The organism is Rivularia sp. PCC 7116, assembly GCF_000316665.1.
Classification (GTDB): Bacteria; Cyanobacteriota; Cyanobacteriia; order Cyanobacteriales; family Nostocaceae; genus Rivularia.
On the sequence record NC_019678.1, the window covers coordinates 7092053 to 7111334 of the forward strand.

The following is a 19282-nucleotide window of genomic DNA, read 5'->3' on the forward strand; positions in this document are numbered from 1 at the left end:
TAGGGAATAGGGAATTGCTTAAATACATAACAAATACCTAACTCCTAAAATTTAACCTTTGAACTTTGACCTTTAACCTTTAACCTTTAACCTTTCAAACGGTTTCCAAACATTTAAGAAAAGCAACTGCTTCTGGATGCGAAGTAGTTTTGAATTCTTCAGTTGTTCCTAAGAATACCAACTCTCCCCCGTACATTAAACCAATTCTTGTCGCTAAAACAAAGGCTTCTTGAATATCGTGTGTGACGAATACAACAGTTTTACCTAATTCCTGCTGCAATCGCTTAAATTCTTGCTGAAGTTCTAATCTTGTAATTGGATCTAATGCACCAAAAGGTTCGTCCATCAATAATACCGGAGGATCGGCGGCTAATGCTCTCGCTACACCTACACGCTGTCTTTGTCCACCGGAAAGCTCGTGAGGATATCTCGAAGCAAATTGTCCCGGTTCTAAACCGACTAATTTCAGCAATTCAAACACTCGTGATTTTATTTGTTTGGAGTTCCAACCTTCCAGTGAAGGCACCAAACCCACATTCCGTTCGATTGTAAAATGAGGAAATAATCCTGTTTCTTGAATTACATAACCAATTTTACGTCTCAGCTTGATTTCATCCCATTCTGTTGTTGACTTATCATCAAATACTACCTGTCCTTCTGTAGGACGATACAGACGATTAATCAGCTTCATTGTAGTACTCTTACCGCTTCCGCTACGTCCTAAGAGTATAAGTGCTTCTCCTTTACGAATTTGAAAATTAAGGTTTGATACTAATTTTTGTTGACTGATACTGAGGGTAACATTACGGAACTCTACAGCGTATTCATTTTTCTGTGACATGGATAATTTGACTCTTTCGGCTTATTTTAGCTGAACGTATGCTTAATGTACTTCATTAAGTTCAAAAAGTTCAAAGATATTAGTCTAATACAGCGAAATTAACTTACTTAGAAAATTCTTATCAATAAAAAAAATCGGTAAAAGTCACAGAAACACAAAATGAACAGTAAGAATGAATGCTCTTAGCAACTTACTTATTTAAATATCTTTAAGAAGCTTTACTTTTTGCATTAATAAGTCATAAAAATCATTGAAAACAATTAAACATAATAGGACTTACGCAAACGGCATATTTTTATTTCAAGGGAGGTAAAAGGCAGCGTGTATTTTTTCCTATTATTGTCTTTGTGTAACATTTTGTTAAACTATTGACGCAATCATAATGTTTATAGTGTCACGCACCAACCCAGTGTTGCAACACTTGCAACTATTTATGAATAATTAATATTTTATTTAAATTTAAATCCCTATTTTATGTATTGAAAAGCGTTTTTGCAAATTGTTTTTTATGTGCAAAAACTTTTGCTCTGACTGTAAAGTAATGCCAAAATGGCAAGACATAATCATTCAAAAGATGCTGGAATCTAATGTAATACCGTATGACAAGCTGTCATTCTATTAGATAGTTTTGTGTGTATATAATTCTACATTTTTACATTTTTAAAGAAAAGTAAAGTTATGGTTATTGCTTTGATTAATTGCATTATTTATTGCTTTTATAGTCTCAAAAAATAGGCAGTAAATTAGTCAGTAAATAAGTATAATTACTTATGTAAATGCACGAATACTAAGCATAACAAAGCTTAGACCTGATTGACAAAGCCGCTACTAACTTAATTCTTATCGCTTAAATTAACTGTATGAGTGTTGGATTAAACATAAATATTCTATCAACAAAATCAAGTAAGCTTTCATACAAAACTCTACTTATTATGCTGGTAATTGGTTATTTTTAATAATTGATTATCTACTGCGTTTAAGAGATACTGCGATTATTTGTAATAGCAGATAATCAAGGGTTGTTGAATAAACGTTTATAGCGAGGAATCTCACTAAAATGCCTTGGGAAGTATCATCTACCTGTCCAATTAATCCCGTTCATGCAGCTTTGCTACGCACGGGAAAAGTTTTATTTTTTACTGGCTCTGGCAATAATCCAAACGATATTCCGAATGCTGACAAAGGTTCGGCTTTGTTTGATGTCCAGAATGGAACATTTACCCGACCGGAAATTCCTCGGAATAGCAATGGAACGCCTATAGATATATTTTGCGCGGGACAAGCATTTCGACCTGCGGGGAATCTTTTGGTTGCGGGTGGAACTTTACGCTATGACCCATTTTTTGGTGAAGTAGCGAGTTTTTTCTTTAGTCCTACGAGCGAGAAATGGTCAAAAAGACAGTCGATGAATGGAGGTCGCTGGTATCCGACTTTAGTTAGTTTGGGTAACGGACAAACTCTTGCACTATCTGGATTGAATGAAACAGGAAATTTAAACAGATTTCCAGAGCTTTATTCTTACAGTAAGGGTTGGAGAATTTTTACGTCGGAGACAAGTCCTTTTGAACAGTATGCCCACGTTTACCTGTTAGATAACGGAAAATTATTTTATTCAGGGGCACAGTTAGGGGGCAACAGGGGAGTTTCACCGCGAATTATAACTTTACCGAAAAATTTCTCCGACACAATTGGAGAACAGCCTGTAGGTGGATTACAAGATTCCGGTAAAGGCAATCAAGCAGCCAGCGTATTGTTACCTCCAGCACAAGACCAAAGGGTAATGATTGCCGGTGGTGGTGGTGGTGGTACAACTGCCAGAGTTAATATTGTCGATTTAAAATCAAGTAATCCCAGCTATCAGCCAGCAGCTTCTTTGAATAATGCTCGGATGCATCACAACGCTGTAATATTACCCAATCGAACTGTATTTGTTTGTAACGGTAGTGGCGGTAATGAAGATATAGGAAAATCAGACTTACCCGCAGAAATTTACGACCAGGCTACAGATACTTGGACGGAAGTAGAAGACCCGAGCATCAACGGTCGTGTATACCATTCAGTAGCATTATTGTTACCTGATGGTAGAGTTCTGACAGCTGGAGGAAATCCCTTCCGTGGCTCTGTTGAATTCCGTATAGAAATATATTCTCCAGACTATATCGCAGCAAATAGACCAGTAATTAATCAAGCTCCTAGTAAAGCATCATGGGGATCGTCATTTACTATCGAGACACCCCAAGCTGGTGATATTAAATGGGTGAACTTAGTCAGACCTATGGCTACTACTCACGGCTTGGAAAACGAACAGCGATTAGTGGATGTACCAATAAATTCCAGTACGGGTAATTCTTTAACAGTCGATTTGACTAGCAACCGTAACCTTGCTCCTCCCGGATGGTATATGCTCACAATTGTTGATAACAACAACGTACCTTCGGTAGCTAAATGGGTAAAGGTTAAGAAATAGAAGACATTGGGAAGAGAGGAAGAGAGGGAGTGAGGGAGAAAAAAAGGAGCATAAATAATTATTCTCAATTACCAATTCCCAACATTAATCAACAGGAGTTAAATATGGAATTGATTTCGCGAAGACGTTTTGGTCAAATTGCGATCGCGTCTGGTGCAACAGTAGCTATCGGTAGTTTACTGGGCAAAACTTTTGCTCAAAGTCCAGGGGTTGTAATTTTAGGTATAACTTCCGGTACTGTTAGTAGCGATAGCGCAAACGGTATAGATACAGATGATGTGGCTGAATCGGAAGCGGCAGAGGATTCTGTTATAGAAAACGATAACAATCCTAAAAAGCCGGTGGTTGTTAAGTCTTTTAATGTCTCTAATGGGCAAACGAAGACTGTAACAACAACTCAACCGATTTTAGAAAGAGGTGAATTTGTCAGTGGTTTTGCAGTTTCTGAAGCTGGTACTCTAATAGTTGCCACTGCTAACATTGCAGCAGAAAAAAGTGCTTCCAATCGCTTAATAACTGTCAAAGGTAATTCTGTAGAAACCAAAGAAGTATCTGGAGTGGCTAAGGATGAATCGCTGGATTTAATCAAATTGCCAGATGGTTCAATCGCTGGGATTGTTAAAAACGAAAATGGAACCGGAAGCAGAAAAATTGTTGATGTCGAAGCTGAAAGTGGAGCCGTAAGAAAGAGAACTGCACCTACAAAAATACCTAGCAGAGGAAGATTGGAATCGAGCAACACTATATCTGCCCAGGAACCACAAGCAAATCGCTCGGTAGCTGAAGCCGAAGAATTAGAAGCAGAAAAGATTCCTACTTTAGAACTTCCTACAGAACTACCTTCAGATAAAGAGTATAAAAATGTAGTTGTATGTAACGATGGTAATAGTTATGCATTTCTAACGGACTTTCAAGGTGACACGAGTTTAGTAAATATCACCACAGGAAAGACAATTCCAGTAACTTTTGAAGGTAAAGTTTGGAATAATGGTTTTAGCGGTTTTATTTGTGCTAAAAACAATCAATTGTACGCTTTAGGTGGTAGGAGATATGAAACCCCTAAATTCCTGCATCTTTTGGATAAAGAAACAGGAAACCTTAAAAGATTGGCACCTTTTGATGTCGCTACTATTACTCTCTAAAAATATAGGAATGGCCGCAACTGGCATATTTTCTTTGTAGGGTGCTGTGACACTTTGATTAACTTTGAACGTAGTAACAATGTTTTCAGTGTCACGCACCACCAGAGTTTTGTGACACGCAGCCTTAGTCCTGAAATAGTTGAAGCGCCCAAATCCCTAGCTTCTAGCTAGGGGATTTGTTCTCAGCTGGAGAATCCTGGCAGCAATTGCTCAATGGTACTTGAGAAATTTGCTCCAAACCAATTAGCTCTAGCATTTGATTCCACTCTATATTCTTACGGGTAAGATATTTCATTTGGGCAAAAGTCACCATTGCATCGTACCAAATACCATGTTTGGCATAAAATAATCCTCGTTGACGTGGCGATAATCTTTTTAACTGCTGTTCAAAACCAGAAGCAATTGCTTCTCTTTTTACCCATGCTCTAGCAAATTCTTTGCGAGATTTTTCATTATAGCTACAATCAATATCCATAAATAAATAATATTGATACCATTCACCAACTTTTAAAGTTGCCAAATCAGCCTCGATAGGAATGCCAATTACTCCTGGTGTATTAGTGAACTGTATTTTTTTCTCGTAAATTGTTTTGTTTTGCCGACTGCGTAAAGAAAATTTAGCATTACTTATAGAACTTAATTTATAAGGAACGTAAAACCAAAATATCGGATTGGCTTTTGTTGTCAAACCCCAACGCAATACTCTTCCATCTGTTTGTTTCGTTACAGGTACTAAAGCGCTCAGTGGCGTTTTTTCTGCGACATAACAACCATTACGACTTCCTGCCGGTGTTGTTCCTTGTGGTGTTCCTTGCCTTTGGGGTTGTCTAAAATATAAAAAACTCTTACGCGGTTTACTGTTACCGAATGTTTGTTGATGCCGACGAGGTACATTAAGATTACGCGTGCTTTCAGGTTTTTTTCGATTTACTTGAGATGCATTATTTTGTTGCCTATTTGTCGATGAGTCAATTTTTTCAGCCTTCACCGGTAACGAACTTATTACAAGTATTAAGTTGATAGTAAATGAAAGCTTAAATAGTTGGTAATATTGTGATTTCAGCATTTTATATGTCTGTTTAAAGTAATTAAATATATGAATCTTATGGATTAATTTTGGGATTGAGTTTAGAGGATATTAGTAATACCTAATTTGTATAAAATGAACTATAAACTAAACTTTGATTTTAGCTAACTATATCTAACTTTTTATGAATTTTTATTAAATTTACTTTAGACTATCAACTAATCGTTATTAATAGATATTCTATGAATATTTTGTCTCTAGGGGTATCAGCCATAAGTTGGAATTTTATCAAAGTTATAGCTGTGGTTTATACTTATAAATAATAACTAAAAATCCTGTAGTTGATAGCAAAGCTAACTTGGATGGAATAATTGGCAACCAAACACCATTAATAAATACAAAAAATCCAACTCCGTACATAACGAAAATAGTTATAAAAGTTGCACCTACTAATAAACGCAACGAATGAATTTGCAAAACTAAAATCCCTCCGCAACAAGCCCAAAACCCAATCCATAATATTTCTAACCATAATGATATTGGTGATAGCAAAGGACGTTTATCTAATACTGCATTCAGTATTTGGCTGACCGCTTGAGCGTGTACTATTGCTCCGGGAGTATATTGCTCGGATATTGGTAATTTATCGCTGTAGGGAGTACGAAAATGGTCGCTAGAAGTTGAAGTCATTACACCAATAATAATGATTTTGTCTTTAATTTGTTCTGGTGTAACTTTACCTCCTAAAACATCTTTGAGAGAAACAATGTTAGTAATTTGATTGGGGGAACGATAAGAACGATAATTAAGTAAGATTTGATTTCCCCAAGTATCTGCTTTTTGATAACCACCACTGTGCTGACTCAAACGTGAAAAAACAACGTCACCTAAATGCCAATTACCCTGTCTAAATTCGGGCTGAATTTTTTCGTCTTTTAAATAATGTAATGCTAATTGGAAACCAAAAGACCAAGTAGTAGGACAATTTGAACCAACCGGTACATCCATTGATAGAATATAGCGGCGCAAAACACCATCATCATCAAGGAGGACGTTACTAAAACCCAGGCGCTCTTCTGGTATTTCTGGTGGAGGTGCGATTCCGGTATAATCTCCACTTGGTTCTCCTACATGGCATATTGCGAAGAAGCGATCGCTATTTAATAATTTACTTTTTAATTTTTTTTGTGCGGAATTTACCGGAAAATCGCGAAAAATATCCAAGCCAATTACTCTAGGTTGATGAGGTTCAAGCTTTAGTAGCAATTTATGTAATGCACTATCTGCCAAGGAGCCTTTTCTATCTTTTTGTTCCGGTAGCTGAAAATCTGTTTCCCTTATTCCTACAACTAACAACCTTTCTGAAGGACCTTCATCGGGACGCGATCGCATCAAAAAATCATAAGCTTGCAATTCCCATTTTTGCAAAAACCCCAGTTCTCGAATTCCCAAAATAAAACTTGTAATTAACATACTGGCTAAAACCATTGTTTTCAAGCTGTTTCTAGGAGAACCAACCGATTGCTTCCACTGCATCGGTTTGATTGTCGGATGTTCGCATATTATGGGCAACCAGCTAGCACCGGGATATTCTGCTTCTAACCCTTGCAATTTTTCTCTAGCTGTGCGGACAGCAATATATATAGATTCTCCAGTAGAAAAAGTTGTTAGAAAATACTTTAAGAATTGTTGAGCAACAAAATCAGGAACGGCTTCCTTCATTACGATAATTTGCCCAATATGTAAATCCTGTAGTTCTGCAACTAGCCCCAATCCATCGCAAGAATTAAAAATTGCTAATTGCAAACCGTTGCGAGCGGCATTTCTCAAAGCATATCTGAGTTCGGCAATAGTTAAACTATCTTCTTGATTAATGTATATCCTACCTGTATTTTCTTCGGTTTGAGTGTGACCTGCAAAAAATAAAATATTCCAATTCTGGTTCCATAATTGCTCGTTAATATCTTGTCTTCGAGGCTGTACTAAAAAAGTTGTATCTGCATTTTTCAAATTTTCCAATAGCTGTCTATCTTGTCCTACATCAATTCCATCGCTATTACCCAAAATCGCTAAAATTTTGACTTTCCTCCCAGAGATAGATGTCTGCGGTATATCTATCCGATCTGAATTATAAGCACTTAAGGTAATTTCAGCTTTGGGATAATCGCGATCGACTAAATCCCATAAATGCCAGGGAAGTTTTTTAAGCTGTAAATTATTAGTATTAATTAGTACTCGTATTTCATCAGAGGGCATCAAATATTTCAGCCATTTCTCACGAATTGGTCGAAATGACTCACTTAAAAGCCATTGATTGAGATAATTACGCAACTCACAAGCTTTTTTCTGACAATTTTTTCGGTTTTCGGATAAGGAACCGTAAACAATTTTATTAACTTTGATACGGTTTAATTCACCGTTACTTCCATAAAGGGAATACCATTCATCAATTGCATTTACCATCTGCGGAATTGCAGGTAGACTACAGGCAACTTGTGTAGTTAAATGCGCCCCTTCAGACCCAATTTCCAATGTTGCCCGCACTCCTGAGAGCAAGTCACCATCAAGCTTAAGTACTACTAACTTTCTCATAACTCATTCAATTTTGGATTTCGCATATGATATAAGCATTTTTTCCATAATTGAAATGTTTTTACTTGAAAACATTGATAATTTAATCCAAAATCTAAAATCCCACACAATTGCTTTAAATTGGCAAATTCCAATTTTTTTTCGGTCATAAGCTGCTATGCATTTAATTTATATGTTCATTTGGCATTGATTAATAGCTACAGTTGTTGTGCATTAAAAATGCACAACAGCTTACCTTGTAATCTTTACCCTTCAATTACCACATTCTCAGCAACTTTAGCCACACAGGTAAGGACATAATCATCATCGCATCCAAAGTCCTTATCATAAGTAACCTTTCCAGAGACTTTGCGTAGTTTACATTGTCCGCAAACACCCATTTGACAGCCATAAGGAAGGCTAATTGCTTCTCTTTGAGCGGCTTCTAAAATAGTTTCATTACTCGAACAAATTACCTCCTGTTCGGATTTTTTAAAAACTACAACTGCTTGGGAAGTAGGTATTAAAGCTGTTTTTACACCCGTGGATAAACCAAAACTCTCTTGATAGTAATTATGCATGGGGAACTGAATTTTTCCTAAAATAGTTTCAACACTCTCAAGAAAACTTTCAGAGCCGCAAACATAAGCAATACGTTCTACTAAATCGGGAGCCATTTCTAATAGCATTGTCTCATTTAATCTGCCTTTGTAACCAGTCCAATTTAAATCAAATTCTTTGCCAGTTAGATTAATCGCTAATTGAAAATTAGAATATTTCGCAGCCATCAACTCCAACTCTTCTCGAAAAATAATATCTTCTTGAGTGCGAGCGCTATAGATAAAAATCACTGAAATATTTGCATTGGTATCGCAAATCCAACGAGACATCGACATCAAAGGTGTAATTCCGCTACCAGCACTAATAAATACAAGTTTCTTATGGGAATTTTCAAAATAGTTAAAATCACCCATAGGGGGACTTATTTTGAGTTTATCTCCAACTTTAAAGTAATCGTGTAAGCAATTAGAAACTAATCCTGGAGATAAGTATGGTTGATTTTGCGGCGCAGAAACGCGCTTAACTGTTATTTCTAAATTGTAGGGTCGTGAAGGGCTAGAAGAGATAGAGTAAGCACGTTTAACTTGTTTGCCTCCAATTTCTAAATCCAACATTACAAACTGTCCGGGTTTGTAATTAAAGGATGCATCGTTAAATAAGATAGGCGGCTCGGCGACTAAACGGAAGGTTTTAACGTCATCAGTTTCTTCAATTATGTCACAACACCGTACTGTAAATTCTGTTTGTTGTTTCTGCTGATTTATGTTTGGAAAAATTAATGTGTTGGCATCAGATAAAGGCTCGCCTTCGGAATGTAAAATTGATTCTTCAAATTCAAACAAAACAATAAAATCGCCAATCCGAATAATGTCACCCAATTTCAGTAAAACACTTTCGTTAACGGTTGCCTCTAGATTATTAATCTTGGAACCATCCGTACTTGCAAGGTCAATATAATAATATTTTTTGTCTTGGTACAAGATGATGGCATGTATCCGACTTACTTCAGGACTATTAAGAACAAAATCGCAGTTTGGGTGTCTTCCAATTAGACATTTCGATGGATTTTCTTCTGTAATTTCAATCAACTGTTCTTGAAAATAACCAGTAATATAATTGAATGCTTTAATCTTCATAATCTTTAACCATAATATTTTTTACATCAATAGTTTATCGATGTTGATTTTGTGAATATTCATAAAATAGGAATTACAATTATTTGGATAAATATTAATTTATCTTGATTTAATCTAACTACAAACTATACTAATATCGCTTACGTCTGATGACTGTTGGTTCGTCTGCTTCTGAAGATTTGTCGCTGTTTTCAGAAGATAATTTATTAGTGTGAGACGATTTTATTTTATATTGAGTTTTATATAATAACTCAGGATTTTCTTCGGCAATTTGCGATAATATTGAATAATGAGCTTCTTGATTTAAATCTAAATGGAATCGTATTTCGCTTAAATACTGAAAGCTATTTTCCGAAGTAAAATTATTCTTAACTAAACCATCTTCAAGTATATGCTTATAAATTTGCCATCGTTCTGTATCTCTAAATTTTGGGAGCGCAGATGCAAGTAAAAATAACTCATCAGATGTCAAATCATTTAACGAACGTTGATTAATTAATGAAGATACATCCACTGGAAACTTCTCGATTTGGCGACGAAAACTATGGGCTAAACTATCTTTATTGTACTTTTCTTGACTGTGATTCCAAGCGCTAACTAACCAAAAAGCACTGACAAACACTACAACAGCATTGAACAATAATTGTCCAATCATAGGTAATCGAATTATTTCTGGACGACCTCCATATATAAAAAAGCAGTTAAAAGCTAAAAAAGTACACAGCGAAAAAAACCGGTGTAAAACCTGTTGATAACTTATTTGGGGCTGCTTCTTTTTAAAATAAGTAGTAAAAAGTTTTTCTAGTTTTCGGCAAATCCAATAAGTGATAGTGACACCTACCAGAAAAGTTAAAGGAACCGCAACAATCTTTGGTATATTAATTGCCTGCTCAAAAAGATAAAATCCGGGTTTCCAAAGAGTTGCTAACTGATTTTCCTCATGAGTCCAAGCACCAGAAAAGTAATAGTCGAAATTTCCAGCATATAAACGGTAATAGACGAAATAGCTAATCACTAATCCTAGATAGCCGTATTGAACCAATTTCCTTCCTGGTGTTCGCAAGTCTTCCCAATAAGCTTTTTCTGCATCGATGTCAAAACAAGCAGATTTACAACCAATACAAGCACTTATCTCTTGTCCAGTTTTTTGATCTACAGTTCTACACATAGATTGCGTGATACTACCGGGGACTGCGGATGAAGCATTACTTCCCAATAAACCTTTTGGTCCTGTAAAAACAATCTGTACAATTCCGAATGGACAGACATAATGGCACCAACTACGCCCACCATAAAGAAAAACCATAGTTATTGCTGATAATATAACTGAGAGTAAAAAGATACCCAGAACTAACCTGGCAGAATTTATAAATAAAATCCGCGAATTTAAACCAATAAATAGCAAAGTGAATTGTAAGTAAAAGTGGTTTTTAACTAACCAGCGATTTTTTTCGATATTTAATAATGGCTTTAATCCTAAAGCACGAGGAATTTGGGATAAAAAGTATAGTGGGCAAATACGTCGCCAAGTTTCGTGCCCGAAAACTAATAAAATCGCGATCGCGCTGGGAATAACCATCCCCCAGAAAACTCTGGCTCCTATCGGATAAGGCTTTTCGGGCAAACATTGTCCTTGAACTAAGACGCATGGAAGAGAATCGCGCAAAGGTGAAAAAAAGTTATTGGGGTTTGTCCAATTCTCTGTGATCGGGTCATAGAACAAAGATAAAATGAGTAGCAACCACCCAATAACAATTATCCATCGAATGACGTGGATTTTTCGTTCTGAAACTTTAGTTAACATTGATAAAACCTCCTTATGTTTTCTGTTTTCGTTAAAAAAATGCTAAATATTCAATTCTGTTGTTTTGTAGTGCATATTTAGCGATATTCAGTTTTTTTTGGCACTTTTAAATTTAATAAATCACCTTGGCTGTAATTCAAGATAAATTATTTAGTTATGCTTGTAATTAAGCAGTAGATTTGTCCTTATTTTTAATATTCCTAGCTTTCAGAGCATATGCAATTTTGTGATTTGTTTGCTCAAACTCACCTGAATACACTCCAGACTCAAAAAACATGAGAGAAAATGCTTTTTCCTGACGATCTGACTAATAAATTTTGGTGAAATTATGCTGCCGTAACGTAAAACCCATATCGAATTATATTTATCAATAAACTCAAATCTTCAATGAGATACAGGTTGTACTAAGTATTTACTACGGCACCAAAGCATAAATTTCGCAAATAAAAATACAGATATGAAAATTAACTTTAAATTTAACTCACGAATACGATAGTTACAGATTATTTATTAAATCAACGTTAAGATTCAATGAATCCAGTTTTTATACACTATATGAGCTTAGTAATACTCTACTTCTCAGTCTTAAGCTCAGAAAAATTATTAAGAGGTTCTGACTGTCTCTAGTTACAGAAATCTACAAGATGCGAACTAAGTTATACCAATTCTGTAAAAGGCTCTGCTAAATTATTCACAGACTAGAAGCTGGAGGCTACTTCAGTAGACTTGAGTTAATAGTGTTACCGATAATACTTTCAAAGTAATTCCATTGCCAGCCGAGAATTACACAACTTCTCTAGGAATTTATTACTACAATAATTCCTTAAGTAAAATAGCAGTTATCTATTGCAAAGCACTTATGGAAAGCTAACATAGCTTACTTCTAACCTGTTTCCATCGCTAAGAATAATTTTGCATCGAAAATCTAAATTGAAAAAAATGATTCATCATAATCTGCGAAAAACTTCTTTGTTAATCGTAGTAACTAACTGAAGCAAGCATATAGTGAGGATAACAAAGAGTCCATTATAGATGTCATTCCTTTAGCTAGCGCGGAATAATACTATACGAAAGTGTAATTTTATCAAGTGTCATTACAAACTCTTAATAAGCTTAAGAGTAATGTAAAACATTTTCGTATATCAATTTATGAAACAGCTAGATTTAAAACTCCGTCAGCTTATAGCTACAGCCTGTAAATATTCACCCCAAAGTTTGGAGCGTCAGCAAGTCTTGGCTAAGGTATACCTATTAGTAATGAAATCTGGCAAGCTTTGGAAAGAGCATACATCGTACTATAATGATGCTCTCCAAGAAATGTGGGAGTATTGCTGTCAGCATCCAGAAAAATACAATCCCGATATTAGCACTGTAATTGTTTGGCTTGATGATGAACTTAAAAAGCGATTGAGAAGAATGAGGGATGGAAAAAATAGACAGCTAAAACGATTTTTAATAGCTAAACCAACAGAAGAGGGAGTGACGAACAACCCTATAGATAATGTTGCTTCGCCAGATATCCAGCCAGCAATGGAAATTTGGCGCAAAACTATCTTATGGGTACAGCAAGATCCAGACAAACGATTACGCAATATTTGCTTCCGCAAACGTCCCGAAATTAACGCTCAAGCTTTAATTTTGAGGCGGCTTCCTCCAGATACACCTTCTTGGCAGACTATAGCCGCAGAATTTAACCTAAATCCAAAAGAGACTCAAGATTTACCCAAATTTTACAACCGTAAATGTTTACCTCTACTCCGGGAATTTGGTTTATCTCAAGGTTACATAGATAAATCAGCTATTGCTTCCAATAGCGCTGAACTACCTCAAAACAAAGACCATGAATAAAAACAACCAATTTTCGGACGAGGATTGGTCAATTCCGATACCGTTAACATCAGAAATTTTACATATAGCGCGGCAGTTTGCTAACGAGCAGGCAAATCCAAAATCGGAGAAGGCACAACAAGTTTATCTTAATACTATTGCTATATGTGCTGTGAACAACTATTTGCGTATCATTGGTATTTCTACTGATATCACCTCAGGAGATAGTTGGAATTCTTCGATACGTTTAATTGAAGACGTAGCAGATTTATGGGTAACTGGTAAAGGAAGTTTAGAATGCCGTCCCGTAAAAAAAGGTGCCTCAAAATGCCACATTCCTTCATCAATTGGTTTGGAAAGAATTGGCTTTGTGATAGTAGAAATTGATGAGGAACAAAACGCAGCAATATTAAAAGGATTTACATCTGATGAATTAGCAACACAATACTTATCCCTGCATAATTTACGTTCAATTGAATATTTACCTTCATACCTGTATAAACTCAAGCCATTAGTCAATTTGAGTAAATGGTTTCAAAACATATTTGAGAACGGTTGGGAGGCAGTTGAAACCGTTTTAAGCTCGCAGATGAATCAGCCTGCTATCGTCTTTAGAGGCAAATCGAAAGTTAATCGTTGTCAGCGCTGCAAACTGATAAAATTAGGCAATCAAGAAGAGTTAGTTGCTTTAATTATCACTGTCACCCCAGAATCAAAATCAAATATTAATATTCTTATAGAACTCAAGCCACACTTGAATCAAAACTATTTACCCGCAAACCTGCAAATAATGCTGCTTGATGAATACCAACAAGCAATATTAGATACTAAAACCGAGCAATCCAATCAGCATATTCAGTTAGATTTAAGCGGCGAGCCAGGAGAGCGGTTCACTTTACAAATAGCTTTAGGGAAAAATAGTTTCAGCGAGCATTTAATTATTTAGATTTGATTACCGCAGCCTACTGGGGAATACAGTTCTCCAACGCCTAATTTTATTTTTCAAAACTATATTCTATTGCTGTCAGTAGTTTCATAAAAGTTGAAATTACATATTTCCGTCAACTACGTTTGTCTAGTTTCTTATTATTGTCATTAATTTATTTTATAAATAATATTTAATGAATTGTAAAAATATAAAGTTTTGATGAAGAAAGAGGTTTTTTTAGCTTTAGCTAGCGAAAAAGCTGTTTGAGCGACGCAGTAACTAATTAACAACATCTGGTAAACATAATGGAATTCGGATTTGCTTGACACTCGAGATGTCAATATATATAGCTTTTTATCGCAAGCTATTACGGGCATCCGACCTATCCGAATCTAATTGATAAAGATGAAATATGCTGTATGTCTAAACTTCAACATTTCTCATCTTTATTACACACAAAATTCCAATCAAACTAGATGTGAGACAAAAGTATTCCAGGGAAGAACAATGAAAGTCGCTCAAAGTTTGTACTTAACACCTTACCAGCGTCAGTTATTGCAAAAAAGCCTCGAAAATAATTTACGTCCTGAATTCCGTCGTCGAATCCACATTATCTTACTAGCAGATGAGGGTGAATCTCAGACACAAATATGTAAAAAAATAGGTTGTTCTCAAGAAGCTGCAAGATACTGGATTTCTATAGCAAAAGCAGGTCAATTCTATAAGTGGAATGATTCCCCTGTAGGAAGACCTAAAATTGTTAACGAACAGTACATCCAACGTTTGAAAGAACTTGTAACAACTAGTCCGCGAGATTATGGCTATGCATTCGAGCGTTGGACTGCACAATGGTTAAATAAACATCTAGAAAAAGAGCTAGCAATAAGTGTTAGTAACTATCACGTTACCCGCTTGCTTAAGTCAATGGGGCTTTCTACGAAAAAAAAGAAAATTAGCTGATTTATTTGTCTATTTCTCTTACTAATTCGCAGTTATTCGATTGCATGGAATTGTCTCGTGTAGCAATAACAGGTGCATCGGCTGTAAATATAATCTCGCCTTTTTCATTTAATATCCAGCCTGTAGCTTCTACAATGCGTTTTGGTTTTTTTGTAGTGCTTTCAACGTCAATATTTCTATTTGGCAAACTGTTTTTGTTATTTGATTGGGGATTTACCCATTCAACTCGTACTGCCGAAGGTGTAAAGATATCTTCAGGCTTGGGGGGTAAACCACCACGTCCAACTATAAAAAATTGGTTTTGAGCATAACCGGGACTATAGCAACCCTGAGCTAATTCCGAGCTAATAGGTATAGATGGCAACTCAGCTAATTCATTGTCAGAAGTTAAATCGGGAGTATTAATTTCAACATTACCATCTATACCCAACTCGGAACTCGCGTTAATATCGCTGGTTTCTGGAGTTAGTTCTTCACGAAACTTAATTCCAAATATACCAGCAGCAGTAATTTTAATATTGCCACCTTTGCCGTCAAAAGCATTAGCAGTAATGTCGCTATTTTCATTTGGAACAGCGACTATAAAACCGTCAGGAGCATCTATAGTAATATTGCCACCGCTTCCGCCACCCAAGCTCCCAGCTTCAGTCGAAATTCTGCTATTACTGCGTAACAACAAAAGCTCTGTCAAATTTAGATTGATATTTCCACCTTGCCCAGACTGAGTTTGAGCTTTGATATCGCTATTGTCTAATACAAGTTTATCGACGGTGATATTTAGTTCCCCAGCCTTACCAGAACCTGTAGAACTACTATCTATGCCTGCATTATCTTCTATACGTGAGTTTTCTAGTTGCAGTAAAGATGTTTTTAGGATTAGTTTACCAGCATCGCCTTCACTTTCGGTATCAATACCAATTCCGCCTTTATTTCGCAAAATTATTTTGTCTGCTGTAATCTTTATAGTTCCAGCATTACCTTTACCTTCAGTGTTGCTGCTTAAGCTATTAATTTTATTTGGGTTATCATTAATAAATTGAAGTTCGTTCTCAAATAAAATAGAACCAGTTTCAACTATGATTTTTCCTGCATCACCAGTAGAATATTCTGCTGTCTTGGTAACAATATTGCTACTATTTCTCAAAGTTATTTTATCGGCTTGAAGCCTGATTTCGCCTGCATTTCTTTGACTGAAAGTGATGCTAGCTATGGTGCTATCATTTTGTAATAAAATTGAATCGGCACTGATGTCAATGTTACCAGCGTTAGCTATAGAATGTAATTCATTTTCATTATCAGTATTAGAACCAATTCTGGCATCATTTAAAATCAGCGAACCAGAATTGACAGTTATTTCACCACTATTACCCGATGCACTAGAGCCACTGTTTAAAAAACTATCTTTTCCTAAAAATATTTGATCATCTGCATTAATAAAAATATTTCCAGCATCACCATTTCCTTTAGTTGTTGTAGATAAACCACTATTTTTGAAGGAAGCGGTGCCAGTATTTATCGTCACATCATTAGCATTACCATCACCTGTTGTAACGCTTTGGATATCACCACCATTGAAATCCAATGCATCTGCTTCAACTTTTACGAATCCACTGTGACCATTACCTTTAGTTTCACTACTTATTCTTCCACCTTTGATAAATAAATCATTAAGTTGAAGATTGATATTACCAGCATTTCCATTACTAGTAGTATTGTTATTAATTGCTCCTTGAAGAGACAGAGAATCAGCTTTGATATTAATATTACCACCATCACCAATACCATTAGTTTGCCCTAAAAGGGCACCATCGATAATAGAAATATCTTTTGTTGCATTTATAACGATATTTCCAGTATCGCCTGTCATTTGGTTACTCGTAAGTAGGATACCATTTTTTAGTGCAACTGAATTAGCATTAACTATAATATCATTTGCATTGCCATTACCCGTTGTTATATTTTGAATTACACCAGTATCTAAATCGAATTTATCGACTTTAATATTTATTAATCCGCTGTTACCATTACCTTTAGTCTCATTAGTCATTCCTCCTAGTTTTAATATAAAAGAATTAACGTTAACATTTATATTTCCAGCATTGCCATTGCTATTGCGAGTAGTTTTATTATCGATTCCACCTCGATTAATCAAAAACGAATCAGCTTTGATATTAATATCACCAGCATTACTCGCATTACTACTTTGTTTAACAATACCACTGCTCCGTAATACAATAGAGCCATTAGCAATGATATTAATATCGCTAGAACTACCGGCATCAGCTTTTTGTTTAATCGTGCCACTGTTTCTCAAACCTGCTTTACCTGGTGTGGCGATCGCCATTTCTCTTGAGTTATTTAGATTCGTATTTTTACTCGTAATCTCAGCACCATCTAAGAGAATAGAAGCTGCCGATGCTCTAAATTTTCCTCCTTTTGTGTCAATCTCAAAGCTTGGATCGGAACCCTGACCTAGAATAATATCACCCTTACTGTTTTTATCGCTATCAGCTTGTAATACTATTCCTAAGTGGTGATTGCCAGATTGAATATTACCTCTTGATAGGACAATATCATTGTCCGCTTGCAGAGTTAACAAAACTGGATTATTATTCTGTGTTTTAATGTTAATTTCGTCAGCCTGAATATTTCCTTGCTGATTCCCAGTCTTAGTCGCCGCGATAGTTATATTGTTTCCGGTTCCCAAATGTTTATTAATAGTAGAAATATCTAATACACTGCTACTGTTTGCAGGTTGAAAAATCGCAAAATTATCACTAGAACTGGGATTAAAACTCTCTCCGGAGCCAAGAAATGTATTACCAGTACTGAGCAACCAATTACCACTTAAACCGTTATTAGAACTAGTATCGACAGTTATATCTTTGACATCTAAAAAATTTATTCCAGTCGTACTAACAAAACCACCATTACCATGATTTAAACCACCTCTAGCACTAAATCTTCCATAAGCACGAGTTGATTCTGTTGCAAATACGGCAATATTACCGCCATTTCCTATATCTAAAGCATCAGCTTTAAGAAATGCGTTTTGATCGATATAAGTTGCAGTAGTATTGCTATTTCCGATTATCACTTCACCACCACCTGCATTTCCGGAAGTATTAAACAATGAGTTTTCTAATAAACCTATTTTTTCTCCCAATACAATTATTTTTCCACCATTACCCGATTGCAAGTTGGATGTATTTATACTACCTCGATTAATAACAGTGCCGATATTGCTTGTATTCTCATCAATCGTATCTATCGGTTGAGATACTAGATTCAATAATTCTCCAGATACTCCCAAATTAGCAAAACCTTGATTGGCGATCGCAGCTATTGATATTTGTCCGTTGTTAGCTGCTAAATTACCTTTATTTTCAAAACTATTACCGATAAGAGTGATATTTTTTCCATTATTAACAGTTAAATTACCTGAGTTGGTAATAGTGGCATTTTGATTTTTTCCATACTGCAAACCTAAAGGGACATTAACATTTAATAGCGGTTTATCCTCAAGATTTATCGCACTGAATTCCCTACCATCACTAAACTTAAAAGCCTCAGCCGTAGTTCCGGTAAACGAACCACCAATATTGAGTTGGGCATTTTCACCAAATACAATACCGTTAGGATTCATCAAAAATAAATTAGCCGTACCGTTAGCACGAATCAAGCCATTTATTTCAGAAATTGACTTCCCCGTTACCCGACCAAAAATATTTTGTATATTAATATTATTCTTGAAATATGCTTCACTACCATTAGGTATAGAAAATTTCTCAAAACTGTGAAAAAGATTATTCCCAGCTTCCGTACCACCAGTAATATTGTAAATACTCCCTTGTTGATTAATCTGAGAATTATTTGGTAAAGTTGCATCAGAACTAACTTGGGCAAAAGCTGCTTCTTGGTGTGGAGTGAAAAGCATACCTACACTTAGTAAACTTAAACTTAAACTGAATCTATTGCAGCTTTGATTCTTAATTATTCTTAACATATTATTCTTGCA

At 35.6% G+C, this 19282-nt stretch carries 10 protein-coding genes and 1 pseudogene; 5 read left to right on the plus strand and 6 right to left on the minus strand.

The window, feature by feature from the left end; all coding sequences use genetic code 11:
* Positions 1 to 94 precede the first annotated feature (94 nt).
* Positions 95 to 841: an ATP-binding cassette domain-containing protein gene (locus RIV7116_RS27310; RefSeq protein WP_015121566.1), complete on the minus strand. Its 747-nt coding sequence runs from the start codon at positions 839 to 841 to the stop codon at positions 95 to 97.
* A 1057-nt stretch (positions 842 to 1898) separates the two neighbouring features.
* Between RIV7116_RS27310 and RIV7116_RS27315 the strand changes: the two genes are divergently transcribed.
* Together RIV7116_RS27315 and RIV7116_RS27320 are read left to right on the plus strand one after the other, a co-directional pair.
* Entirely contained in the window at positions 1899 to 3308 is a 1410-nt protein-coding gene (locus RIV7116_RS27315) for a galactose oxidase early set domain-containing protein (RefSeq protein ID WP_015121567.1), read from the plus strand.
* 104 nt (positions 3309 to 3412) lie between these two features.
* Complete coding sequence (locus tag RIV7116_RS27320) at positions 3413 to 4450, plus strand: hypothetical protein (RefSeq protein WP_015121568.1); 1038 nt, start codon at positions 3413 to 3415, stop codon at positions 4448 to 4450.
* A gap of 163 nt (positions 4451 to 4613) precedes the next feature.
* On the opposite strand, the gene RIV7116_RS27325 is transcribed toward RIV7116_RS27320, so the two are convergent.
* From RIV7116_RS27325 to RIV7116_RS27340, 4 genes are all read right to left on the minus strand, one after another.
* Entirely contained in the window at positions 4614 to 5516 is a 903-nt protein-coding gene (locus tag RIV7116_RS27325) for a DUF928 domain-containing protein (RefSeq protein ID WP_015121569.1), read from the minus strand.
* Between the two features lie 255 nt (positions 5517 to 5771).
* Positions 5772 to 8069: a CHASE2 domain-containing protein gene (locus RIV7116_RS27330; protein WP_015121570.1), complete on the minus strand. Its 2298-nt coding sequence runs from the start codon at positions 8067 to 8069 to the stop codon at positions 5772 to 5774.
* 245 nt (positions 8070 to 8314) lie between these two features.
* The gene (locus RIV7116_RS27335; RefSeq protein WP_015121572.1) at positions 8315 to 9745 is read right to left on the minus strand and encodes an FHA domain-containing protein; all 1431 of its coding nucleotides are present in this window, start codon (positions 9743 to 9745) and stop codon (positions 8315 to 8317) included.
* 130 nt (positions 9746 to 9875) lie between these two features.
* Positions 9876 to 11549: a 4Fe-4S binding protein gene (locus RIV7116_RS27340; protein ID WP_015121573.1), complete on the minus strand. Its 1674-nt coding sequence runs from the start codon at positions 11547 to 11549 to the stop codon at positions 9876 to 9878.
* Between the two features lie 1149 nt (positions 11550 to 12698).
* Between RIV7116_RS27340 and RIV7116_RS27345 the strand changes: the two genes are divergently transcribed.
* The 3 genes and pseudogenes from RIV7116_RS27345 to RIV7116_RS27355 all read left to right on the plus strand — a co-directional run.
* The gene (locus RIV7116_RS27345; RefSeq protein ID WP_015121574.1) at positions 12699 to 13397 is read left to right on the plus strand and encodes a hypothetical protein; all 699 of its coding nucleotides are present in this window, start codon (positions 12699 to 12701) and stop codon (positions 13395 to 13397) included.
* Complete coding sequence (locus RIV7116_RS27350; RefSeq protein ID WP_015121575.1) at positions 13390 to 14322, plus strand: DUF1822 family protein; 933 nt, start codon at positions 13390 to 13392, stop codon at positions 14320 to 14322. Before RIV7116_RS27345 ends, RIV7116_RS27350 begins: the two co-directional genes overlap by 8 nt.
* A 489-nt stretch (positions 14323 to 14811) precedes the next feature.
* Positions 14812 to 15252 (plus strand): annotated as a pseudogene (locus RIV7116_RS27355) (transposase); the annotation flags it as partial.
* A gap of 13 nt (positions 15253 to 15265) precedes the next feature.
* Here the strand turns inward: RIV7116_RS27355 and RIV7116_RS27360 are convergent.
* A complete protein-coding gene (locus RIV7116_RS27360) occupies positions 15266 to 19201 on the minus strand; it encodes a filamentous hemagglutinin N-terminal domain-containing protein (RefSeq protein ID WP_157229337.1) in 3936 nt (1311 codons plus the stop codon).
* Positions 19202 to 19282: the final 81 nt, after the last annotated feature.

What these genes read in the sequence shown, in the direction of transcription:
- RIV7116_RS27330 (WP_015121570.1), bottom strand. Translation starts at nt 8,069, where the DNA reads ATGAGAAAGTTAGTAGTACTTAAGCTTGATGGTGACTTGCTCTCAGGA.
- RIV7116_RS27335 (WP_015121572.1), bottom strand. Translation starts at nt 9,745, where the DNA reads ATGAAGATTAAAGCATTCAATTATATTACTGGTTATTTTCAAGAACAG.
- RIV7116_RS27310 (WP_015121566.1), bottom strand. Translation starts at nt 841, where the DNA reads ATGTCACAGAAAAATGAATACGCTGTAGAGTTCCGTAATGTTACCCTC.
- RIV7116_RS27345 (WP_015121574.1), top strand. Translation starts at nt 12,699, where the DNA reads ATGAAACAGCTAGATTTAAAACTCCGTCAGCTTATAGCTACAGCCTGT.
- RIV7116_RS27360 (WP_157229337.1), bottom strand. Translation starts at nt 19,201, where the DNA reads ATGCTTTTCACTCCACACCAAGAAGCAGCTTTTGCCCAAGTTAGTTCT.
- RIV7116_RS27340 (WP_015121573.1), bottom strand. Translation starts at nt 11,549, where the DNA reads ATGTTAACTAAAGTTTCAGAACGAAAAATCCACGTCATTCGATGGATA.
- RIV7116_RS27320 (WP_015121568.1), top strand. Translation starts at nt 3,413, where the DNA reads ATGGAATTGATTTCGCGAAGACGTTTTGGTCAAATTGCGATCGCGTCT.
- RIV7116_RS27325 (WP_015121569.1), bottom strand. Translation starts at nt 5,516, where the DNA reads ATGCTGAAATCACAATATTACCAACTATTTAAGCTTTCATTTACTATC.
- RIV7116_RS27315 (WP_015121567.1), top strand. Translation starts at nt 1,899, where the DNA reads ATGCCTTGGGAAGTATCATCTACCTGTCCAATTAATCCCGTTCATGCA.
- RIV7116_RS27350 (WP_015121575.1), top strand. Translation starts at nt 13,390, where the DNA reads ATGAATAAAAACAACCAATTTTCGGACGAGGATTGGTCAATTCCGATA.